Source organism: Vibrio sp. 1S139 (genome assembly GCF_041439475.1).
Taxonomy (GTDB): Bacteria; Pseudomonadota; Gammaproteobacteria; order Enterobacterales; family Vibrionaceae; genus Vibrio; species Vibrio crassostreae_C.
Genome location: NZ_JBGOOD010000027.1, coordinates 16295 through 38331, shown reverse-complemented (window position 1 = coordinate 38331; position 22037 = coordinate 16295). Strand labels below are relative to the sequence as shown.

Sequence of the window (22037 nt, the reverse complement as noted above, 5' to 3'; positions counted from 1 at the left end):
CAAAAGGGCTGCTCATTGAGCAGCCCTTTTTGATCAGGATATTTCGTTTTGAAACAGCTTGAGAGTTAAGCCGCAGATGTCTCTGTTGCTTGCTTAGCTTTAGGCTCTGCTTCAAGCGTCATGTTGGTTTCTACGCCGTGCATCCATGACACAAGCTTACCAGCACAAAGCAGCAGTAATATGCCACTCACCGTTGCTGTGATAGCAATACCACTGAAGATTGACATAGCACCAAGCTCACCAACGTGAGAACCAACCAGGCCTGCCACGTAGTTTGCCACCGCATTGAAGCCAAACCATGCACCCATCATCAATGATGCTAGGCGAAGCGGAGCTAACTTAGTGACCAACGACAGGCCAATAGGAGATAGACAAAGCTCACCAAGGGTATGGAAGAAGAAAGCGCCGACTAGCCATAGCATTGATGTTTTCACTGTTAGGTCACCGCCTTGCTCCATTACCGCGCCCATCATGCACACAAAGCCCAGTGCTAAGAAGAACAATGCCATTGCAAACTTCACAGGAGAGTTGGGTTCACGCTTACCCAGTTTCACCCAGAACGCAGCAATGATTGGAGCAAGTGTAATGATGAAGAATGGGTTCAAAGATTGGAACCACGCAGCAGGAACTTCAAAGCCACCAATCATACGGTCAGTATATTGTTGAGTGTAGATGTTCATTAGGCCGCCAGCTTGTTCAAAGCCCGCCCAGAATACAATCACGAACAGACCCATGATAAGAATCACTTTTAGTCTGTCGAACTCTTCTTTGGTCAGTGGCGCTTTTTCTTTAGATTTGTTCAGTGCTTTCGCTCTTGCAGCAGCAGGTACAGAACCGATGTTGCCTAACCAAGACTGAGCCATTGTCACTTGCATGATCAAGCTAATAACCATACCAATACCAGCGGCTAGGAAACCTGCTTTCCAACCGAATGAATCGACAGCAGCACCTGAAATTAAGCCACCAAGCAGCGCACCTAAGTTGATGCCCATGTAGAAAATGGTGAAAGCACCGTCACGGCGGTTATCGCCTTCTTGGTACAGATCGCCAACCATGGTTGAGATGTTCGGCTTAAACATACCGTTACCACTGATTAGCAGTGCTAAACCAAGGTACAGAGCGTTCACTTGGTCTAAACCGATGAAGCCGTTAGGTAGAGCCAGTGTAAATTGGCCAAGTGCCATTAATACACCGCCAATCAGAATTGATTTACGCTGACCTAGGTAGTTATCGGCAATCCAGCCACCAATTATGGTGTGATGTAGACTAAACCGGTGTAAATACCGTAGAGATCGAGTGCGTCTTTCGTTGACCAACCCAGTCCACCGTTGAGGGTAGTGTCAGTCAAAAATAAGACAAGGATGGCGCGCATCGCATAGTAAGAGAAACGTTCCCATAGCTCTGTGCTAAAAAGTAGAAATAGGCCTCTAGGGTGGCCAAAGATGTTGTGGTTGCTTGGCATAAGTTTTACTAATTTTAGGTATTAAAAGATTTTATAGTCATTCATGTATACACAGTGGGATAAAAGTCTGCAATAGACGTATTTTATGGTTACGACAACTTGGTTTAGCTAAGGTATTGATATTAATCATCTTTACTTTTAATGTTGCCCATTTTAAGTGTGCTGCAAACTAATTTTCCAGATTTGAGCTGGTTGGTTAATAACCTTTATTAAAGTCGTGTTGAATAAAAATCTTTAGATGCATTGCTCTGGTGTATCATTTTGAGTTTAAAGGGAGTGGTGTGCTCATTAGGTGGGGTATACATATGCTTACAACAATGAGTCTTTTGATCTCTAAATGATCTCTGTACAATGCTTAACCACTCCGACACCTATAACTTTTTGTTGATAAATTGGTCTGCTACGCATTATTTTTCGTTAGCAACGATTCATTTTATTAATGGCGATTCAACCGTTTTAGGCATGTGGTAAAATATCTAAAAATATAAAATGGCTAGTTAAATGAAACGTTGGTATTTGCTTTACTGTAAGCGTGGTGATCAAAAACGCGCTCAGCAGCACTTAGAGAATCAGGGGGTAGAGTGCTTTTACCCTCAAATAGAAGTCAAAAAGGTGGTGAGAGGGAAAGAAAAGCAGGTCAAAGAACCGCTGTTTCCGTCTTACATCTTTGTTCGCTTCGATTATGAGCAAGGTCCTAGCTTCACGACCGTTCGTTCAACACGTGGCGTTGTGGACTTTATTAAGTTCGGTTCACTGCCGCACGAGGTCCAAGGAGACTTGGTGTTTGAACTTAAAGAGTTTGAGAAGTGCTGCAGTAACGAAGTGGAAGATTGTTGTGTTGAGTTTGAATCTGGACAGGTAGTTAAGATTCAGAGTGGCCAATTTGCTGGGGTTGAAGCTATTTTCGATCAGAAAGACGGTGAGTCTCGATCGATTATGCTGGTGAAAATGATCAGCCAAGTCGTTCCAATCAGTATTGAGAACGAAGCACTACAAGCTCGCGCATAACTGCAGTAATAAAAATAGGCTTAAAACAAAAGGCGCATAATGCGCCTTTTTTAGTCTTTAGGATTTGTTCAAAACGCTCTAAGCGTTGTAAGCATCGTTGTGAACGGCTTGTACTGCACGGCCTGATGGGTCGACACAGTTTTTGAATGACTCATCCCACTCAATCGCTTTCGCTGATGAACAAGCAACTGAAGGACCACCAGGTACACACTCTGCCGCAGATTCTAGAGGGAATAGCTCCTCAAAGATTTCACGGTAAACATAACCTTCTTTGGTTGTTGGCGTGTTGTAAGGGAAACGGAACTTAGCAGCTTCCATTTGTTGATCCGTTACTTTTGCTTCAGCCGTTGCTTTCAATGTATCAATCCAATCGTAGCCAACACCATCAGAGAACTGCTCTTTTTGACGCCATGCGATTGAATCTGGTAGGTAGTCTTCAAAACACTCACGCAGGATGTGTTTCTCCATCTTACCGTTACCGCACATCTTATCTTCAGGGTTCAGACGCATTGCGACATCGATGAACTCTTTATCCAAGAATGGTACACGGCCTTCAACACCCCATGCCGCTAGCGATTTGTTTGCACGAGCACAGTCGAACATGCTTAGAGCAAGCAGTTTACGTACTGTCTCTTCGTGGAACTCTTTCGCGTTTGGCGCTTTATGGAAGTACAGGTAACCACCAAAGATTTCATCAGCACCTTCACCTGAAAGTACCATCTTGATGCCCATCGCTTTGATCTTACGAGCCAGCAAGTACATTGGCGTTGATGCACGAATCGTCGTTACATCGTAAGTTTCGATATGGTAGATAACGTCACGGATTGCGTCTAGGCCTTCCTGAATAGTGTAAGTCATCTCATGGTGCACAGTTCCGATCTTGTCCGCAACTTCACGAGCAGCGATAAGGTCTGGTGCGCCTTCAAGACCAACAGCGAACGAGTGCAGTTGTGGCCACCAAGCTTCAGATTGCTCATCATCTTCGATACGCATTGCCGCAAAGCGTTTTGCAACTGCTGAAGTAATTGATGAATCCAGGCCACCAGATAGAAGTACACCGTAAGGAACGTCAGTCATTAGTTGACGTTTAACGGCTGCTTCTAGCGCTTCAGTCAGCTCTTCTTTGCTTGTGCTGTTGCCTTGTACCGCAGCGTACTCGTTCCAATCGCGGATGTAGTAGCGTTGAGGTTCAGCATCTTTCGAAGAGTAGAAGCTACCTGGAGGGAATTCACTGATCGTCTTACATACTTCAACCAATGCTTTCATCTCTGAAGCCACGTAGTAGTTGCCGTGCTCATCGTAACCTTGGTAAAGCGGGATGATACCAATATGGTCGCGGCCCACTAGGTACTCGTCTTTCTCTTCGTCGTATAAAACGAATGCGAAAATACCGTTAAGCTCTTCTAGAAGGTCTGCACCCATCTCTTGGTATAGCGCTAGGATAACTTCACAGTCAGAATCAGTCTGGAACTGGTACTTATCTTCATAGCGTGCACGAAGTTCTTTGTGGTTATAAATTTCACCGTTTACTGCAAGAATGTGCTTTTTGTCTTGACTGTATAGTGGTTGAGCACCACTGTTCAAGCCAACAATAGCAAGACGTTCATGAGCAAGGATTGCTTTTTCACCAGCATAGATACCAGACCAGTCTGGACCACGGTGACGAAGCTTCTTAGACATTTCTAAAGCAATAGGGCGAAGTGCTGCGGCATCACTTTTAATGTCGAGAATGCCAAATACTGAACACATAGAACTTCCTTTTAAATAATTTCCAAATCAACTGCATTCAATTTGCCATTCTGGCTAAAAAAAGCAACCGGATGTGAGCAAAAAAATAATATAAAGGGTGTTCTGTTAGAAATTATCTAATTTTTATGTGCTTTTGGTGTGTGATGTTTAATTGCGGTTGGTTTTTTAAACAAAAACCTCTCAAAAGTGCGAAAAATGGGCAGTTTTGAGAGGTTTAGTTGAACACTGTCTAATACTAGATTTTATTGATATTTGGATTTAACTGTTCGCAAACGTGGCGAGCAAAACCACTACCAGCCTCGCTGTAAATGTTAAATGCCGCATCAACGCCATTCTCTTTCAGTGTTTCGAGTTGATCGGGATATTCAGCAATAGCCGCAATTTGGCCTTTAAAGTTACGTGACTTTAATTGTTCTAAAGCGGTTTGATTACCTTGGTGGTGAGGCATTGCCAAAATCACCAGCTTTACGTTTGCTGTATCTAGAATTCGCTCCCAGAAATCTGGGTCAGTCGCGTCGCCAGAAATCACGTTTCTGCCTTGGCTTCTGTGGTTGTGCGCGGCTTCTTCACGCACTTCTACACCTAGGCTGACCTTGCCATAGCGAGTACGTAATTCGTCATAAGCACCGGTACCAATTCGGCCCATACCTAGAATAAGCACTTGGGCACGACCAGGGTCAATTCGCTTATCACGTCGGTGAAGCTTTTCTGACGCATGCTCTTTTAGCCATTTACCTGACTGCTGATAAAGCTTATGACCAGCTCGGTTTAAAGGAGCAGCGATTAGAAAAGACAGTGAAACTGCAATGGCAACGGCAACTAAGATATCACCCGACATCCAACCCATCTTGAAGGCGAGACCACCAACGATGAGGCCAAACTCGCTATAGTTAAACAGTGATAGCGAGGCAAGTAGAGACGTTCGAACACGGAACTTGAAGCGGTTGAGTACCAAGAAGTAGAGAACACCTTTCACTGGCAGCATCAGCAAGAACAAGATTGCGAGCATAAAGCCTTGAATGGTTGGTTGCTCTGACAGACCAATATTCAAGAAGAAACAGACAAGGAAAAGTTCTTTAAGGTTAAACAGCGACTTTGATAATTCTGAGGCTTTTGGGTGACCAGCAAGTAACATACCTAGAACAAGAGCCCCCAAATCTGGTTTCACACCAACCAAATGGAATAAACCAGCACCGACGACTAATGCGAAGAAGATGCCGGAAAGAACCAGCATCTCACCGTGACCAACCCAATCGAGCACTTTGTAGAACAGTGGGCGTAATAAGGGTAGGGCAAACAGAGCAATTGCATACCACTCAGGTATTTTGCCCGTAGAAGCCGTTAAGAATACTACGGCGAAGATATCCTGCATGACCAAGATACCAATCGCTAACGTTCCGTAGGTCGCATTCATTTCGCCTTTCTCTTGCAGAGTCTTAACCGCAAATACAGTACTAGAGAATGAAAGAGCAAAACCGAGCAGAACGATCTGTTCTACCGACATGGCAGCTAGCGATGAAATACCTAAGAACTTAAAGCCAAACAGGGCGACGGCGAAAAACAGAGTGGACAAAAGGTTGTGGATTGTCGCGCCAGCCCAGATCTCTTTAGAGAGTAGGGTTTTGATATCGAGCTTTAAGCCGATAGTAAATAGAAGCAGCGTGACACCAAGGTCAGCTAAAGTAATGATGGTGTCATTGGTTTCAAAGCCAAAGGCAAAAAGCCCAAAGCCTGCAACCAAAAAACCAACTAATGGGGGAAGGTGACACTTTAAAGCAATAAATCCTGCGATAAACGCAGTGGATATTAATATAAGTTCCATAACTTGTTGTTGTAGTTCCCTAGCTTAAAAAAACGGGCCGTGTTTATACAAACACGGCCCGCGGAAAATCAGAATTGTTTTCTCTAGTCTTCGAGAAGCTTCTGCAGTAACACGCCGTTAAGCATGGCGCGCTTAATCATAGCAAAAGCTCCCATCGTAGGATGTTTATCGATCTGTGATGCTACAATAGGCAGGCCGCTATGGAAAGTCGTTAACGACTGATTCTCTACATTGCGCTTAATTGCAGGAAAAACAATCTCTTGTGCCTTGGTAATATCACCAGCAATGATAACTTTTTGAGGGTTAAATAAGTTAATCGTCATCGCGATAGCCTTACCTAACTGGTTTCCTACTCGAACTAAGCTTTGCTTGGCTAGCTCATCACCATTAATCGCGTGGTCACAAACGTCTTGAATCGTAATATGCTCAAGCTCTGTTAAAGAAGACTCATAGCCTTGTTTAATCAGCTTCTGCACGCGTTCAACGATAGCTGGGTTTGCCGCTACTGTTTCAAGACAGCCGAAGTTACCACATTGGCATTGCTCGCCTAGCGGATCAATTTGGATATGACCAATTTCACCCACATTACGGTTATGACCTAGGAAAACCTGACCATTAACGATAATACCTGCACCTGTACCACGGTGAACACTGACCAAAATAGAATCTTGGCTATCTTTACTTGCACCGAAGTAGTGCTCAGCAAGCGCCATTCCACGAACATCGTTACCAACAAAACAAGCAACATGGAATGTATCGCGAATAATGTCGCTTAATGCGAGGTTATCGATGTCGGTATTCGGCATGTACTCAACAACACCGGTCGTTGGGTTAACCAAGCCTGGAAGCGTGACACCAATAGCAATCAGTTGATCGATCTTTGGTTGATGCTCAGCAATGAAAGCTTTGAGGTTATTGACCAAGCCTTGGGTAAGGTCTGATTGGTCTGAATAATTCAGGTCTTGCTGTTGGAAAGCCAATTCACGACCACCAAGGTCATGCAGGCTTATTTGAATGTAGTCTCGACCCAAACGCACAGCAACAGAATGAAAAGGCTCTACTTCTGTGGTTAGGGAGATAGCGCGTCTACCGCCAGTAGACGCTTGCTGCGCAACCTCTTTAATTAGGCCGCGCTCTAAAAGTTGGCGGGTAATTTTTGTAACACTTGCCGGTGCGAGTTGGCTTACATCAGCCACTTGTATACGACTGATAGGTCCCTGTTGGTCTATAAGTCGGTATACCGCCGCACTGTTTAGTTGTTTAACTAAGTCTACGTTACCTATTTGTCCGCCATTCATACTTAATTGTGCTCGTATTGTCCGTTAACAACAGTCGCTTTAACGTTAAAGTCTCGGTCAAATACAGCTAGGTTTGCAACCATGCCTTTTTTGATTCGACCTAGCTTGCTTTCTACACCGATAGCCGTAGCTGGGTATAGCGTAGCCATGCGAAGAGCTTCGTCTAAAGCGATACCAGCGTGCTCAACTGTATTCTGAACTGCTTCAATCATAGTCAGAGCTGAGCCGCCCAGTGTGCCGTTTTCATCAACACACTTACCATCACGGTAATATACTTTCTTACCGACAAAAATAAAGTATTCCATGTCAGCACCTGCAGGAGCTGTGGCATCCGTCACTAATACCAACTTTTCTCCCTTGATTTTATGCGCAATTCTGATGTTTGCGTAATCAACGTGGAAGCCGTCGGCAATAATGCCAGCGTAAACCTCAGGAGTATCGTAAATCGCGCCAACAACGCCAGGCTCACGACCAACCATCGGCGTCATTGCATTGAACAGGTGAGTGGCGAACGTGATACCAGATTCGAAACCTTGACGCGCTTCTGCGTAAGTTGCGTTGGTGTGGCCGATAGAAACGACAACGCCAGCTTTGTGCAGGCGTTCGATGTGTTCAGGGTCGTTAAGCTCTGGAGCCAATGTTACTTTTGCAATAAGGTCACGGTTCTCACAGATAAGCTCAATCATTTCGTTGTCAGATCTACGAATGTGATCGACGCTATGGATGCCTTTTTTCGCAACGTTTAGGTAAGGGCCTTCAAGGTGCAGACCTAAAGATTGGTTTTGGTACTGGTTATGGTATTCACGAGCTGCCGTAATAACCGCACGCATATCTTCGTCTGAAGAGGTGATAAGCGTTGGTAGGAAGCTAGTACAGCCAGATTTCAGGTTTGCTTTGTGCATGATCTGCATGGTTTCTGCAGTGATCTCATCGTTAAGCATTACACCGCCACAACCATTCAGTTGTAGGTCAATGAAACCTGGGCTTAGGTTTGCTCCGTCTAGGTCGCGAAGCTCGATTCCTTCTGGCAATTCAGAGATAGGACAGACTTTTTTGATCAGTTCGTTTTCGATTACAACAGCATGATCGGTTAGAACATCACTACCAGTGTAAATTTTACAGTTACTTAGCGCGTACATAGTCAGCTAATCCTTATTTCGTGAGATCTTTTAAATTCGTTCGTTACCTAAATGCGGACTTAGTTTGCGAGCATCATTTACGTAACGATTTATCTTTTATGGGCAAACGGCTTCAAAATGATAAGCGATTTAAGTTGTTGAAAAACATATGAACAATTGATTTTTATTATACATTTAGGTCCATCAATAATGATTATTCACGGTGCTCTATAAGCCCGGAGTTACCATCTTTTTGCCTAATGATTAGATTTGGATTTTATCCATAAATGTTCATTTTTTTGAATGATAAAATAAGTTTTATGATCTCGCTAGCAAAAACCTCTGGATTTGGTAAAAACTGGTGATTAGGATCACAAATGGTAAGGTTTTAATTTGCGGAGCAAAATTAATTGAATACACTGAATAGGACTAAATTGAGCGACTAAAATAAGTTTCTCAAACGAATTCTAAAAAATCCTATAGGGGGAAACAACTGGTGAATATTCTAGGATATGCGCAGAAGCTTGGTAAGGCGTTAATGCTACCAATCGCAACGCTTCCGATTGCGGCATTGCTGCTACGTCTGGGTCAACCAGACTTACTCGATATCGCATTCATGGCATCTGCTGGTAACGCAATCTTCAGTCAACTACCATTATTGTTTGGTTTGGGTATAGCTATTGGTCTTTCTAAAGACGGTAACGGCGCAGCAGGTCTTGCTGGTGCAGTTGCTTACTTTGTTCTGACAGCAACCGCAACAAACATCGATGCTAGTGTAAATATGTCATTCTTCGGCGGTATCTTTGCAGGTATCATCGCAGGTCACTCTTACAATGCATTCCACGCGACTCGTCTTCCAGAGTGGCTAGCATTCTTCTCTGGCAAACGTCTAGTTCCTATTATGGCTGGTCTATTTGCTCTAGTTGCTGGCGCAATCTTTGGTGTTGTATGGCCTGCTGTTCAATCTGGTCTAGATGCACTTGCTCACGCAGTTTCAACGTCTGGCGCTATCGGTCAATTTGTTTACGGTACTCTTAACCGTGCACTTATCCCAGTAGGTCTACACCATGTACTGAACTCGTACTTCTGGTTCGGTATGGGCTCTTGTCAAGAGATCGTAGTTGCTGCAGAAGGCTTCTCTCAACTTTGTGTTGACCCTGCACTAGCTAAAACTTTAGTTGTTGGTCAAGAGTACACATTTGAATTTGCTAACTCAGTTAACCCAGAAATTGTTGCAACTGTTAAAGAAGTAACTGAAACAGTTAAATCTGGCGACCTACACCGTTTCTTCGGCGGCGATAAAGGCGCTGGCGTATTCATGAACGGTTTCTTCCCAGTAATGATGTTCGGTCTACCAGGTGCTGCACTTGCAATGTACCTAGCTGCTCCTGCTGAAAAACGTAGCCAAGTTGGTGGCGCACTATTCTCAGTTGCATTCTGTTCATTCCTAACAGGTATCACAGAGCCGCTAGAATTCATGTTCGTATTCCTAGCTCCTGCTCTATACGCAATGCACGCTGTATTTACAGGTTTGTCTCTAGTAGTTGCTAACATGTTTGGTACTCTGCACGGTTTCGGTTTCTCTGCTGGTCTTATCGACTTCGTATTGAACTGGGGTCTAGCAACTAAACCATTCGTACTACTACTAATCGGTCTTGGCTTCGGTGCTCTATACTTCTTCACTTTCTCTTTCGCAATCCGCGCTTTCAACTTGAAATCGCCAGGTCGTGAAGATGATGACGAAGCTGTTGCAGCTCCTGCTGGCGAAGCACCAAAGGGCGACCTTGCACGTAAATACCTTAAAGCTCTAGGTGGTCACGACAACCTAACTTCAATCGACGCTTGTATCACTCGTCTACGTCTAACTCTTAAAGACCGCTCTGTTGCAGATGAAGTTGTTCTTAAGAAACTTGGTGCTAAAGGTGTGGTTAAACTAGGTGAAAACAACCTACAGGTTATCCTAGGCCCACTAGCTGAAATCGTAGCTGGCGAAATGAAAGCTATTGGTGCAGGCGAAGACCTATCTGATGTAAAACTTCCACAGTAAGGGAAGTACTTAATTAAGACGTAAAGTTACTCTTAAGTAAGTGTCGAATTGAAAGCCTCCCACACGGGAGGCTTTTTTGTGCCTGCAGTTTAAGACCAGCGAACACGGTTCGTTCTATTCTTCATCGAATAGCAGAAATAATCGCAATTAACGGACGGTTCTTATTGTGCAAAGGCTAAGAATTGTGGATGATTAGCAACAATGATCTTTCTATCTTTGACTGGCGCTATAAGCGACCGTTTTCTTGGGGACGAAAGATAACTTTCTCTGACAATACTAAATACATAGAGGTGCTATAGATGAGTGAAGCTGAGGCTCGTCCATCGAATTTCATTCGCCAAATTATTGATAAAGATTTAGCGGATGGTACACACAGTAGCGTGCATACTCGTTTCCCGCCGGAGCCAAATGGCTACCTGCACATTGGTCACGCTAAATCTATTTGCTTGAACTTTGGTATTGCTCAGGACTACCAGGGACAATGTAATCTTCGTTTCGATGATACAAACCCTGAAAAAGAAGACGTTGAATACGTTGAGTCAATTAAGAATGATGTAAGCTGGTTAGGCTTCGAATGGTCTGGTGATATTTGCTACTCATCAAACTACTTCGATACGCTTTACGCTTATGCTGTGGAATTAATTAATAAAGGCTTAGCGTATGTTGACGAGCTAAGTCCTGATCAAATCCGTGAGTACCGTGGCACGCTAAAAGAGCCAGGTAAAGCGAGCCCATACCGTGACCGCAGCCCAGAAGAGAACCTAGCGTTGTTTGAAAAAATGCGTGACGGTGGCTTCGAAGAAGGTAAAGCGTGTCTACGTGCTAAGATCGACATGAGCTCTTCGTTCATGGTTATGCGCGATCCTGTTATCTACCGTGTTCGTTTTGCTCACCACCATCAAACGGCTGACAAGTGGTGCATTTACCCAATGTACGACTTTACTCACTGTATCTCTGATGCGCTGGAAGGTATTACGCACTCTATCTGTACGCTTGAATTCCAAGATAACCGTCGTTTGTACGATTGGGTTCTAGATAACATCACGATTGACTGCCAACCTCGTCAGTACGAGTTTAGCCGCCTGAATCTTGAATATACAGTGATGTCTAAGCGTAAGCTGAACCAACTTGTGGTTGAAAACCTAGTTCAAGGTTGGGATGACCCACGCATGCCTACTATTTCTGGCCTACGTCGTCGTGGTTTTACTTCAAGCTCGATTCGTGAATTCTGTAAGCGTATTGGTGTAACTAAGCAAGAGAACATGATTGAGTTCGGTTCACTTGAATCTTGCATCCGTGATGATCTGAACGAAAATGCACCTCGTGCAATGGCTGTTCTGGATCCAGTTAAGATCGTTATCGAAAACTACGAAGCAGATACAGTAGAAACGTTAACGGTTGCAAATCACCCAAACAAGCCAGAAATGGGCACTCGTGAAGTACCATTTACACGTGAAGTTTGGATTGAGCGTGATGACTTCCGTGAAGAAGCAAACAAAAAGTACAAGCGTTTGGTTCTAGGTAAAGAAGTTCGCCTGCGTGGTGCTTACGTGATCAAAGCTGAACGTATCGAAAAAGATGCAGAAGGCAACATTACGACTATCTTCTGTTCTTACGACAATGAAACATTGGGTAAGAACCCTGCAGATGGCCGCAAAGTGAAAGGCGTTATCCACTGGGTATCTGCTGATAAAGCACTGCCTGCTGAGATTCGTTTGTACGATCGTCTATTCACAGTGCCAAACCCAGCCGCTGCTGATGACTTCGCTGCAACGCTAAACCCTGAATCACTTGTTACGCTAAATGGTTTTGTTGAACCTAGCTTAGCAGAAGGTGTGGCAGAGCAAGCGTACCAGTTTGAACGTACAGGTTACTTCTGTGTGGATTCGAAAGACTCTAAAGCAGATGCACTAGTCTTCAACCGCACGGTTGGTCTACGTGACACATGGGGTAAAACTGAAGCTTAATGCTTGAGTATTTAGTTTGTTAAAAACGACCCAATAAAAAACCGGCTTAGGGCCGGTTTTTTTGTGTCTTAAATTTGATTACCAAGGTGTTTCTAGTGACCAACTAGCGTTTTAAGCACTAGAGCCAGAGTTTTAGGGATTATTAGGGTCTTGTTGGGTTACTTCACCCGTGCGTGAGTTATACCAGAAAACATAACCTGCATTACCAGGATCGCTGTCGAAATCGACTCCAGTGTAGATGAAGTAGCAAAGCGCGAGTTTGTTTTGAGGAGTACCGTCTTTGGCAACAAAACTATGGTTTTGACGGCGGGTAATAAAATCAAAATTGTTGGACTGGTTCGGGTCTGTAGTCGCGGTCAGGTCGGTTGTCATAATGGCATTCCATATTGACACACACCCTTGGTCACCTTGACCTATGTTGTAAGGCTGCCCCATAGGGTTGCCTTTATCGACGCCGAGTGGGTAGCCGACGTCATTTATGTCCAATTGAGCATTGCCGTCTCCGTCTTCCCCAAAACCTGGCATGTCATTCATTTCAGCGTTGCCGCCGCCGCTGACCAGCCATTTACTGTGAGCAAACGTGATCGCAGTTTGAAATTGAGATTGAGCAGCGTCAAACAGAGCGATACGGCCATCGGTTTGAATGTTAAGAAAACGGGGAAGGGCAACAATAGCAAGCACTGCAATAATCACCACAACAACCAACATCTCAATTAAAGTAAAAGCCTTAACTAGCGGGATTCTTTTCATGGATACTTTATGATGCCCTATATAAAAAACGCCGGCCTAAGCCAGCGTTCTGTATTACTACTTCGCTTTATGCGCGTCTGGGTTGCCTTTGCAATCTCCGTTAATGCTTTTGCCGTACAAGTACAAACTGTGGTTTGTTAGTTGCACGTTGTAACGCTGAGCAATCTCTTTCTGTCTTTCTTCGATGATGTCATCAGAGAATTCGATCACTTCGCCACAATCTAAACATACAAGGTGGTCGTGGTGGTGCTGTGTAGAAAGTTCAAATACAGACTTGCCGCCTTCGAAGTGGTGACGAGTTACAATGCCAGCGTCATCGAATTGGTTAAGTACTCGATAAACGGTTGCAAGACCGATTTCTTCACCTAGGTCGATCAGCTTCTTATATAAATCTTCAGCACTAATATGTTGGCAGTCTGGCTGTTGTAATACTTCTAAAATTTTGAGCCGTGGAAGGGTCACTTTAAGACCTGCATCTTTTAGCGCTTGATTATTGTCTGACATATACTTTCCTGTTGATGATCTGCAGCAATTAACAGAATTCAATATTAATACCATTATAGTTTAGTCAGGCATAACAATAAACCACGAACTTCAAAGGGTTACTTACTGACATCACAATCTGTTTTGTAAATTGGAAGTATCTCACTTATAGTGGAGGTACGACCAGTCAAGGTGACGGTGTTTCTGATATGAACATGGAATGTTGTTATGAATAAGCAACTCGCAAAAATATATAAACCCAACATTGTAAAATTTGCTCTTAATATTTGGCCTCCCTTTTGGGGAGCGGGTATTCGAATAGCCCACATTAGCACTGACTTTAGGGTTGTTAAGACAGTACTTAAGCTACGCTGGTGGAATAAGAACGCCAATCGTACTCAATATGGCGGCAGTATCTTTTCTCTTACCGATCCCGTTTACTCATTGATGTTAATGGGAATTTTAGGTGAACGATATTATGTTTGGGATAAAGAAGCGAGCATTAACTTCATCAAGCCGGGGCAATCGGACTTGTATGCAGATTTTGAGATAAGGCAAGGGCAGCTTGACGATATCTATCGTCAGACGCAACTCGGTGAAAAGTGTTTCCCCGAATTTATTATTCACGTGAAAGATAAGCAGGGTAATGTGGTTTCAGAAATTCAACGCACCCTCTATGTAAGAAAGAAGCCGCAATTTAGAGATGATGATGAAGCATTAGAGGCTGAGTGCTAATTAATAGATTTTAAATAGCAAAAAACCTCCTATAAGGAGGTTTTTTCATATCTACATAATGGTTATTAACTGTAACAATTAACAACCACTAGAGAATTAGTCTTCTAGCTCTGCTAGGCACATCTCTTCGTGGATTTGTTTAACCCAGTTAGATACGCGCTCATCAGTTAGCTCAGGTTGACGGTCTTCATCGATACATAGACCAACGAATTGGCTGTCATCGCCTTCAACTAAACCTTTCGATGCTTCGAATTCGTAGCCTTCAGTTGATGTGTGACCTAGGATAGTACCGCCTTTCGCTTCAACGATGTCACGGATAGTACCCATAGCATCACAGAAGTATTCTGCGTAATCTTCTTGGTCGCCACAACCAAAGATAGCAACAAGCTTAGTTGAGAAATCAATAGCTTCTAGCTCTGGGAAAAAGTCATCCCAATCACATTGTGCTTCGCCGTAGTACCACGTAGGGATACCAAGCAGCAGTAGATCGAAGTTATCGATATCTTCTTTGCTGCTTTTTGCAATGTCTTGAACGTGAACGAGCTGTTTGCTCAATTGCTTTTGAATCATCTTAGCAACAGCTTCAGTGTTACCTGTATCGCTACCAAAGAAGAGACCTACACTTGCCATAGAATCATTACCTTTCATTTTGTCTGTTGTCGGTGTAATAAAGTTCGGAAGAGAATCGTTAGATCCCAGTTCCTTCCCAGCTTAGTTGGATTATCCCTTTGGCGATAAAACCCGCACAGCCAAGGAAAAGTACTGACCATACGATGCGACGACCAAATGGAGGAACATTTCCCTGCTTGAGAACGTCCTTAATTGCCATACCGATTAAAAAGAAAATCGCGGCAAACAGGAGATCTAAACCAACAGATTCGATGATGTTCATGTAGTCGTAAAGCATGGGAACCTTATATACCAATTTTGCTTGGGCGCACTATATCACTGTTGTGAGATAAAGTTAATCTGCAGTAATTACACAGCTCTCATTTATCTGCACGAAAAAGCGCAGTTAAGCGATGAATTTTCTAATTGCTCTAAGTACTTCTGCTGGTTTTTCAGCATGCAGCCAGTGACCTGTGTTGGCAATGACATGCGCTTTTGCGTTAGAAAATTGCTGCTGAACGGCTGCTTGATGTTCTGCGGTGAGGTAATCTGAATCCCCACCTTTAATGAGCAAGGTTTTGACCGAGGTTTTCTCGATCGGTTCCCAACCAATAATATGTGGGTAGTTGCTCAATAACGAAGCAACATTGAAGCGCCATTCCATGATGCCTTGCTCTGTTTTGAACAAAGATTTGGTTAAAAACTGGCGAACGCCATCGATCTCGATATGTTTTGCGAGAACCTTGAGTGCATCTGAGCGTGAAGTCGGCTCTTCTTCTATCACGGCTTGCAGGCCTGCGAATACGTTGTCGTGGCGACTCTGAGTGTACGCGACCGGAGCCATATCCAAGACAATCAATTTATGCAGCGCAAGATGTTGTGTCAGTGCCATCGCTACTTTGCCACCCATCGAGTGACCAATCACAGTGACGTCTTCTGACTTAAGATCATGCAGCAGTTGAGCCACGTCTTGTGCCATCGCTTGATAGTTATGAGTGTCACTATGGAAGGATTGACCGTGGTTGCGGAGATCGATACTAAGTACCTGATGATCGGCTTTTAGATCCCTAGCGAGCAAGCCAAGGTTGTCCAGATTACCGAATAATCCATGGATCAAAACAATGGTGTGACCCTCACCTTCAATTTTATAGTTGAGCTGTACTGACATTTTTATCTTATTCATGGTGGGTTTGACGTAGAGTATCCGCGCGGATCTCGCTATAATCCCCCAGAGTTTAAACATTGAGATTGTGAAAAGCGAATGAAAACAATTGAGGTTGATGAGGACCTATACCGTTTTATTGCGGGTCAGACAGAACGTATTGGCGAAAGCGCTTCAGATATTCTGCGCCGCTTGTTACAGGTTGATAGCCAAGGCATGGCTCCGATCGAAGAGATCGTTGAGCCAAAAGGTATCGTTGTTAGCAAAGAGGTAGGCTTTACTCCAGAGAAGTTCGATGGCGTTAAAGAAATGCGCTCACTACTAATATCAGATGAGTTTGCATCACTAAAGAAAGCCATTGATCGTTTCATGCTTGTGTTATCAACACTGCATAAAATCGACCCTTTAAGCTTTTCAGAAGCAACTCAAGTAAAAGGCCGTAAGCGCGTTTACTTTGCAGATAACGAAGCGACGTTGCTAGCAAACGGCAACACGACTAAGCCTAAAGCTATTCCACAAAGTCCTTTTTGGGTTATTACTAATAACAATACAAGCCGAAAAAGACAGATGGTTGAGCAGCTTATGAGCCGCATGAATTTCCAAGCAGAATTGATAGAAAAAGTAACAGGTTCAATTTAACGAAATCTGATTTAAACCTCATAATATCCATGGATAAGAAGATATTATGAGGTTTTTTTGTTTTAAAATTTTATATATAAGGATGTCGAAAAATGGCTATGCACCCTCGTGCTGGGCAGAAAGCTCAGCAGGAAGATCTTCATAATATCCCGGCTTTAGTTGCTAACTATTTCTTACAGCAACCGGATGCTACGAACCCAGATCATAAAGTACTTTTCGGTACTTCAGGTCACCGCGGTACAGCAGACAAATCAACATTTAACGAAAACCACATTCTAGCAATTGCACAAGCGGTTGCTGAAGTTCGTGCCGAGCAAGGTACAACTGGCCCTCTTTTCTTAGGTAAAGATACTCACGCTCTATCTGAGCCTGCGTTCTCTACGGTTATCGAAGTGCTTGTAGCGAACGGTGTTGAAGTTATTATTCAAGAAAACAACGGCTTTACTCCAACACCTGGTATCTCGCACGCGATTCTTACGCACAACCTAGTGAATGACAAAAAAGCCGACGGCATTGTTATCACGCCTTCACATAACCCACCTCAAGACGGCGGTATTAAATACAACCCGACACACGGTGGCCCAGCTGAAGCTGAACTGACTCAAGCGATTGAAGACCGTGCGAACGTGATCATTGCTGAGCAAATGCAAGGTGTTAAGCGTACGCCTATCGCACAGGCTAAACAGTCTGAGCTAGTAAAAGAAGTTGACCTAGTCGCGCCATACGTCGCTGATTTGGTTAACGTCGTGGATATGGAAGCGATCCAGAAAGCAAACATCAAGATTGGTGTTGATCCACTGGGTGGCAGCGGTATTGATTACTGGCGTCAAATTGGTAAAGCGTACAATCTAGCTCTTACTCTGGTAAGTGAAGCGGTTGACCCTTCATTCCAATTCATGTCTCTAGATAAAGATGGCGTAGTTCGTATGGACTGTTCTTCTCCATACGCAATGGCAGGCTTACTGGCGCTTAAAGACGAGTACACTCTAGCATTTGGTAACGACCCAGATTACGATCGCCACGGTATCGTGACACCTAAAGGTTTGATGAATCCAAACCACTTCTTAGCGGTTTGTATTGATTACCTATACCGTAACCGTGAAGGTTGGGGTAAAGACGTTGCTGTTGGTAAGACACTAGTATCAAGTGCATTAATCGATCGCGTAGTTTCTGACTTAGGTCGCGAACTTTGTGAAGTGCCAGTTGGTTTCAAATGGTTCGTTGATGGCTTATACAACGGCCAGTTTGGTTTTGGTGGCGAAGAGAGCGCAGGTGCTTCTTTCCTACGTAAAGACGGTACGCCTTGGTCAACAGATAAAGACGGCCTGATTCTTTGCTTGCTTGCGGCTGAGATCACAGCAGTGACAGGTAAGAACCCACAAGAATACTACGAAGAACTTGCCGCTAAACACGGTGAATCTAAGTACAACCGTATTCAAGCGGTAGCAAATGGTGCACAGAAAGACGTGCTGAAGAAACTATCTCCAGAGATGGTTTCTGCTGAGACGTTGGCTGGTGATGCAATTACTGCACGCTTAACACACGCTCCAGGTAACGGTGCTGCGATTGGTGGCTTGAAAGTGACAACTGAGAACGGCTGGTTTGCTGCACGTCCATCAGGCACTGAAGACATCTACAAGATCTACTGTGAAAGCTTTAAGGGTGAAGAGCACCTGAAAGCAATCGAAGCAGAAGCTCAAGAGATTGTTAACCAAGTATTTGCAGCCGCTGGCCTATAATCGAATCTCGATTACTAGAGTTGCTAAGTAAATAGAAGAAGGGTTGATGTGAAAGCATCAACCCTTTTTGTTTGTGTTAGTTACGTATAAGCGGGAAAAGGTAACTGAGTTAGCTCAGACGACTAACCGTGTGGCCAACTTTGTGGCATCACAAACCAGAATTGCCCCGACTTTGTTTGCCCATGGACGAAGCGATCACCGAACTCGGTGATCGGCTGACTGCTGAAATCATCCGTCCCTGCTGCCCATTGCTCTTTGGTGAGTGGATACAGTGGTTCACTGATTAAATGAGCCTGATCTTGATAGCACCAAAAGCCGTTTACTTGGCTTGGGTTAATGTCATAGCCCAAGCATTTTGTCGGTATGTTTTGCTCTAAGAAAGGGTTGGTATATAGACGACCTTGCATCAAAAGGTGTTTTGAGTCGACATCGATAGCTGGATACTGATCAATAAAAGCGCTTGAAGAGGACATACCAAGTTGATGGCAGAGCATCCTATCGAGCTTCTTGTCCAATTGGTCGTGAGAATTGGGACCAAACCATGTTTGCTCATGAAGTAGGTAGAACTTAATTGCCACTTCCCAGTGTTCTAATTTTTGCCTGCTCGTGTCTTCCAGGATAAAGTCGATTGCGCCAAGTGTTCGTCCCTCAACATTAATCTGAATCTCATCGTACTTGATTGAATAATTATCCGAAGTCATGATGACTTGTTCACATAAGTGTTGGTAGAGGAAGCCTAATCTAGGGTTTCCATCATAAGTATGCGACTCGTCGAGTGCTTGGTGGTTTGAGAATACACTGAGATCAGAAATGGGCGGCTTGATTTCTAGTAGCGGTGGTGAGCTAATCACCCATTGATAAAAGCGTTGCAGTTCAGTCATCGGTTCCTCGTAAACTTCAGGCATCTGTTCTCTAGAAACAGAGTGGAAGGGCTTTCGACATTCTACCCGTAAATTGATATAACGACGTTATTATGAAGGTAAGCTGGAAAGAAAAATGATTAACTTACAATTAGAAAAGCTACTTAACGAAAAACTGCAGCCACAGCAGATTAAAGATTACTGTCCTAATGGTCTTCAAGTTGAAGGCGCGACAGAAGTGAAGCGAATCGTTACTGGTGTAACAGCTTCTCAAGCCTTGATTGATAAAGCGGTAGAACTGAACGCAGACGCTTTGTTGGTTCATCACGGTTTCTTTTGGAAAGGTGAGTCAGAGGCAATTCGTGGCATGAAGGGCAAACGCATTCGCACTCTGATAAAGAATGACATTAACCTTTTGGGTTATCACTTACCTCTCGATATCCATCCTGAACTTGGTAACAACGCCAAACTCGCTGAACTGCTTGATATTGAAGTAGAAGGTGGCTTGGAAGGGCACCCACAATCGGTTGCTATGTTTGGTAGATTAAAGACACCGATGACCGGTGCTGAGTTTGCGGCAAAAATTGATCAAGTACTGAATCGTAAGCCGCTACATATTGCTCCTGAAAACGCAGATAAAATGATTGAAACGGTAGGTTGGTGTACTGGCGGCGGTCAAGATTACATTGAACTTGCAGCCTCTCAAGGTATCGACGCATTTATCTCTGGTGAAATTTCTGAGCGCACAACTTACTCGGCCCGCGAGCAAGACATCCATTATTTTGCTGCAGGTCACCATGCGACAGAACGCTACGGCGTGAAGGCACTAGGTGAGTGGTTAGCAAAAGAGCACTGCTTGGATGTTGAGTTTATCGATATCGATAACCCAGTTTAAGAGCAGATGCGAGATAAGGGGTACGAGTCGAGTGTATGCGTCGTTCTCTAGAATTGAGCAGGTAACCTGTATAGTTTATCTGCTCGCTTAAGGAGATCCCCAACTCATTCGTCCCTCGTTCTTGGGGATGACGATATTATTTTATTCGTTCACTTCGCATTCTTGAGGATGACGGGGTTGAGAGCGTACAAAAGAAAAGGGGTTGATGTTCTCACATCAACCCCTTTTAACATTATGATTTATAGCAACTATTCACGTTCGTGAAGTGCTTTAAAGTCACGTTGTTCTTCACCAGTATATAGCTGACGAGGACGACCGATACGGTTCGTCGGATCGCTGTGCATTTCGTTCCAGTGAGCAATCCAACCGATGGTACGAGACATCGCGAAGATTACTGTAAACATAGATACTGGAATACCGATTGCTTTCAGAATGATACCTGAGTAGAAATCTACGTTCGGGTATAGCTTCTTAGAAACAAAGTACTCATCAGAAAGAGCGATACGCTCAAGTTCCATCGCTACGTCTAGTAGTGGATCTTGGATGTTTAGCTCTTTAAGCACTTCGTGACACGCTTCGCGCATTACTGTTGCACGTGGGTCGTAGTTCTTGTAAACACGGTGACCGAAGCCCATCAAACGGAATGGGTCATCTTTGTCTTTTGCTTTCGCAACGTATTCTTCAATGTTATCTACGCTACCGATCTCTTCAAGCATGCGCAGACAAGCTTCGTTTGCACCGCCGTGAGCTGGGCCCCAAAGTGATGCGATACCTGCTGCGATACACGCAAACGGGTTAGCACCAGATGAACCAGCAAGACGCACTGTAGACGTAGAAGCGTTCTGTTCGTGGTCAGCATGTAGAGTGAAAATCTTATCCATTGCACGAGCAACGATAGGGTTCACTTCATACTCTTCACATGGGTTTGCAAACATCATGTGTAAGAAGTTTTCTGCGTAGCCTAGGTCGTTACGTGGGTAGATAAACGGCTGACCGATTGAATATTTGTAACACATTGCAGCCAGTGTTGGCATTTTTGAAATCAGGCGGTATGCCGCAATTTCACGGTGTGTATCGTTGTTGACATCAAGTGAGTCGTGGTAGAACGCCGCTAGAGCGCCTACAACACCACACATTACAGCCATAGGGTGAGCGTCACGACGGAAGCCGTGGAAGAAACTAGCGATTTGCTCGTGCACCATAGTGTGACGTGTCACGGTAGTCTTGAACTTTTCGTACTCAGCTCGAGATGGGGCTTCACCGTAAAGAAGTATGTAACATACTTCTAAGTAATCAGCGTTATTGGCAAGTTGGTCGATTGGATAACCACGATGTAAAAGAATGCCTTTTCCACCGTCAATAAAAGTGATTTGAGACTCACAGGATGCAGTGGCAAGAAAACCAGGGTCAAAAGTGAAAAAACCATTAGAACCTAGTGTACGAACATCGATCACTGGAGTACCAAGTACACCTTCTGTAATCGGCAGCTCGATTGGCGCTTGACCTTCAATGTGAAGGGTAGCTTTCTTATCCGCCATAACAATCTCCTTTGTTTATTATTTAATCCGTCCAGGATGTTTATGTGCCATTTTTTTACTGGTCTTACGTGGGAAAGTCAATTTTTCTGAAGCTTTGTGTGCACTTGTTAGTGTTTTTTACATTAAATTCGTTAAAAATCTGGTCTGTGTAGCATT

18 protein-coding genes and 1 pseudogene are annotated in these 22037 nt (G+C 44.0%); 7 read left to right on the top strand and 12 right to left on the bottom strand.

Annotation, left to right across the window (positions count from 1 at the left end; genetic code table 11):
* Positions 1-65: 65 nt before the first annotated feature.
* Positions 66-1462, bottom strand: a pseudogene (locus ACED46_RS11090) (peptide MFS transporter).
* Positions 1463-1963: 501 nt separating this feature from the next.
* On the opposite strand from ACED46_RS11090, the gene rfaH reads away from it, so the two are divergent.
* Positions 1964-2470 carry a transcription/translation regulatory transformer protein RfaH gene (gene rfaH / locus ACED46_RS11085; protein ID WP_371721445.1) on the top strand — a complete coding sequence of 169 codons (507 nt, stop codon included), beginning with the start codon at positions 1964-1966 and terminating at the stop codon, positions 2468-2470.
* Positions 2471-2548: 78 nt separating this feature from the next.
* Here rfaH and asnB read toward each other — a convergent pair whose 3' ends face one another.
* From asnB to nagA, 4 genes are all read right to left on the bottom strand, one after another.
* Positions 2549-4219, bottom strand: a complete 1671-nt coding sequence (asnB, locus tag ACED46_RS11080) for an asparagine synthase B (RefSeq protein WP_017066007.1) — start codon at positions 4217-4219, stop codon at positions 2549-2551.
* 235 nt (positions 4220-4454) lie between these two features.
* The gene (locus ACED46_RS11075; RefSeq protein ID WP_017062195.1) at positions 4455-6041 is read right to left on the bottom strand and encodes a cation:proton antiporter family protein; all 1587 of its coding nucleotides are present in this window, start codon (positions 6039-6041) and stop codon (positions 4455-4457) included.
* 83 nt (positions 6042-6124) lie between these two features.
* Positions 6125-7339: an ROK family protein gene (locus ACED46_RS11070; RefSeq protein WP_017062194.1), complete on the bottom strand. Its 1215-nt coding sequence runs from the start codon at positions 7337-7339 to the stop codon at positions 6125-6127.
* A gap of 2 nt (positions 7340-7341) precedes the next feature.
* Complete coding sequence (gene nagA / locus ACED46_RS11065) at positions 7342-8478, bottom strand: N-acetylglucosamine-6-phosphate deacetylase (protein WP_371721444.1); 1137 nt, start codon at positions 8476-8478, stop codon at positions 7342-7344.
* Positions 8479-8953: 475 nt separating this feature from the next.
* Here nagA and nagE point away from each other — a divergent pair, with 475 nt between their 5' ends.
* Both nagE and glnS read left to right on the top strand, forming a co-directional pair.
* Complete coding sequence (nagE, locus tag ACED46_RS11060) at positions 8954-10504, top strand: N-acetylglucosamine-specific PTS transporter subunit IIBC (RefSeq protein ID WP_371721443.1); 1551 nt, start codon at positions 8954-8956, stop codon at positions 10502-10504.
* A gap of 299 nt (positions 10505-10803) precedes the next feature.
* Positions 10804-12471, top strand: a complete 1668-nt coding sequence (glnS, locus tag ACED46_RS11055; RefSeq protein ID WP_017063407.1) for a glutamine--tRNA ligase — start codon at positions 10804-10806, stop codon at positions 12469-12471.
* Positions 12472-12603: 132 nt separating this feature from the next.
* Here the strand turns inward: glnS and ACED46_RS11050 are convergent, their stop codons facing one another.
* Together ACED46_RS11050 and fcrX are read right to left on the bottom strand one after the other, a co-directional pair.
* Positions 12604-13221: a prepilin-type N-terminal cleavage/methylation domain-containing protein gene (locus tag ACED46_RS11050; protein WP_032547229.1), complete on the bottom strand. Its 618-nt coding sequence runs from the start codon at positions 13219-13221 to the stop codon at positions 12604-12606.
* 57 nt (positions 13222-13278) lie between these two features.
* Positions 13279-13725, bottom strand: coding sequence for a ferric iron uptake transcriptional regulator FcrX (fcrX, locus tag ACED46_RS11045; RefSeq protein WP_017061956.1), 447 nt, complete (start codon positions 13723-13725; stop codon positions 13279-13281).
* A gap of 207 nt (positions 13726-13932) precedes the next feature.
* On the opposite strand from fcrX, the gene ACED46_RS11040 reads away from it, so the two are divergent.
* Positions 13933-14439 (top strand): DUF4442 domain-containing protein, encoded by a 507-nt coding sequence (locus tag ACED46_RS11040; protein WP_017061955.1) that lies wholly within the window; start codon positions 13933-13935, stop codon positions 14437-14439.
* A gap of 96 nt (positions 14440-14535) precedes the next feature.
* Here ACED46_RS11040 and fldA read toward each other — a convergent pair whose 3' ends face one another.
* The 3 genes from fldA to ACED46_RS11025 form a co-directional block, all read right to left on the bottom strand.
* The gene (gene fldA / locus ACED46_RS11035; protein ID WP_010436745.1) at positions 14536-15069 is read right to left on the bottom strand and encodes a flavodoxin FldA; all 534 of its coding nucleotides are present in this window, start codon (positions 15067-15069) and stop codon (positions 14536-14538) included.
* Positions 15070-15127: 58 nt separating this feature from the next.
* Positions 15128-15346: a DUF2788 domain-containing protein gene (locus ACED46_RS11030; protein ID WP_371721442.1), complete on the bottom strand. Its 219-nt coding sequence runs from the start codon at positions 15344-15346 to the stop codon at positions 15128-15130.
* Positions 15347-15454: 108 nt separating this feature from the next.
* Positions 15455-16216 carry an alpha/beta fold hydrolase gene (locus ACED46_RS11025; RefSeq protein ID WP_017061954.1) on the bottom strand — a complete coding sequence of 254 codons (762 nt, stop codon included), beginning with the start codon at positions 16214-16216 and terminating at the stop codon, positions 15455-15457.
* Positions 16217-16309: 93 nt separating this feature from the next.
* Between ACED46_RS11025 and seqA the strand changes: the two genes are divergently transcribed.
* Both seqA and pgm read left to right on the top strand, forming a co-directional pair.
* Positions 16310-16849: a replication initiation negative regulator SeqA gene (gene seqA / locus ACED46_RS11020; RefSeq protein WP_017061953.1), complete on the top strand. Its 540-nt coding sequence runs from the start codon at positions 16310-16312 to the stop codon at positions 16847-16849.
* A 92-nt stretch (positions 16850-16941) separates the two neighbouring features.
* Positions 16942-18588 carry a phosphoglucomutase (alpha-D-glucose-1,6-bisphosphate-dependent) gene (gene pgm, locus ACED46_RS11015; protein WP_371721441.1) on the top strand — a complete coding sequence of 549 codons (1647 nt, stop codon included), beginning with the start codon at positions 16942-16944 and terminating at the stop codon, positions 18586-18588.
* A 122-nt stretch (positions 18589-18710) separates the two neighbouring features.
* Here pgm and ACED46_RS11010 read toward each other — a convergent pair whose 3' ends face one another.
* Positions 18711-19469, bottom strand: coding sequence for a DUF1853 family protein (locus ACED46_RS11010; RefSeq protein ID WP_371721454.1), 759 nt, complete (start codon positions 19467-19469; stop codon positions 18711-18713).
* Between the two features lie 115 nt (positions 19470-19584).
* Here ACED46_RS11010 and ACED46_RS11005 point away from each other — a divergent pair, with 115 nt between their 5' ends.
* Complete coding sequence (locus ACED46_RS11005; RefSeq protein WP_136973706.1) at positions 19585-20343, top strand: Nif3-like dinuclear metal center hexameric protein; 759 nt, start codon at positions 19585-19587, stop codon at positions 20341-20343.
* Between the two features lie 248 nt (positions 20344-20591).
* Here the strand turns inward: ACED46_RS11005 and ACED46_RS11000 are convergent, their stop codons facing one another.
* Positions 20592-21881 (bottom strand): citrate synthase, encoded by a 1290-nt coding sequence (locus ACED46_RS11000; protein WP_017061949.1) that lies wholly within the window; start codon positions 21879-21881, stop codon positions 20592-20594.
* Positions 21882-22037: the final 156 nt, after the last annotated feature.

Excerpts from the sequence above, each read along its gene's own strand:
- ACED46_RS11000 (WP_017061949.1), bottom strand. The coding sequence starts at position 21,881 with ATGGCGGATAAGAAAGCTACCCTTCACATTGAAGGTCAAGCGCCAATC.
- glnS (WP_017063407.1), top strand. The coding sequence starts at position 10,804 with ATGAGTGAAGCTGAGGCTCGTCCATCGAATTTCATTCGCCAAATTATT.
- ACED46_RS11070 (WP_017062194.1), bottom strand. The coding sequence starts at position 7,339 with ATGAATGGCGGACAAATAGGTAACGTAGACTTAGTTAAACAACTAAAC.
- asnB (WP_017066007.1), bottom strand. The coding sequence starts at position 4,219 with ATGTGTTCAGTATTTGGCATTCTCGACATTAAAAGTGATGCCGCAGCA.
- pgm (WP_371721441.1), top strand. The coding sequence starts at position 16,942 with ATGGCTATGCACCCTCGTGCTGGGCAGAAAGCTCAGCAGGAAGATCTT.
- nagA (WP_371721444.1), bottom strand. The coding sequence starts at position 8,478 with ATGTACGCGCTAAGTAACTGTAAAATTTACACTGGTAGTGATGTTCTA.
- ACED46_RS11025 (WP_017061954.1), bottom strand. The coding sequence starts at position 16,216 with ATGTCAGTACAGCTCAACTATAAAATTGAAGGTGAGGGTCACACCATT.
- ACED46_RS11050 (WP_032547229.1), bottom strand. The coding sequence starts at position 13,221 with ATGAAAAGAATCCCGCTAGTTAAGGCTTTTACTTTAATTGAGATGTTG.
- ACED46_RS11040 (WP_017061955.1), top strand. The coding sequence starts at position 13,933 with ATGAATAAGCAACTCGCAAAAATATATAAACCCAACATTGTAAAATTT.
- ACED46_RS11005 (WP_136973706.1), top strand. The coding sequence starts at position 19,585 with ATGATTAACTTACAATTAGAAAAGCTACTTAACGAAAAACTGCAGCCA.
- seqA (WP_017061953.1), top strand. The coding sequence starts at position 16,310 with ATGAAAACAATTGAGGTTGATGAGGACCTATACCGTTTTATTGCGGGT.
- ACED46_RS11030 (WP_371721442.1), bottom strand. The coding sequence starts at position 15,346 with ATGCTTTACGACTACATGAACATCATCGAATCTGTTGGTTTAGATCTC.
- ACED46_RS11075 (WP_017062195.1), bottom strand. The coding sequence starts at position 6,041 with ATGGAACTTATATTAATATCCACTGCGTTTATCGCAGGATTTATTGCT.
- fldA (WP_010436745.1), bottom strand. The coding sequence starts at position 15,069 with ATGGCAAGTGTAGGTCTCTTCTTTGGTAGCGATACAGGTAACACTGAA.
- fcrX (WP_017061956.1), bottom strand. The coding sequence starts at position 13,725 with ATGTCAGACAATAATCAAGCGCTAAAAGATGCAGGTCTTAAAGTGACC.
- ACED46_RS11010 (WP_371721454.1), bottom strand. The coding sequence starts at position 19,469 with ATGACTGAACTGCAACGCTTTTATCAATGGGTGATTAGCTCACCACCG.
- rfaH (WP_371721445.1), top strand. The coding sequence starts at position 1,964 with ATGAAACGTTGGTATTTGCTTTACTGTAAGCGTGGTGATCAAAAACGC.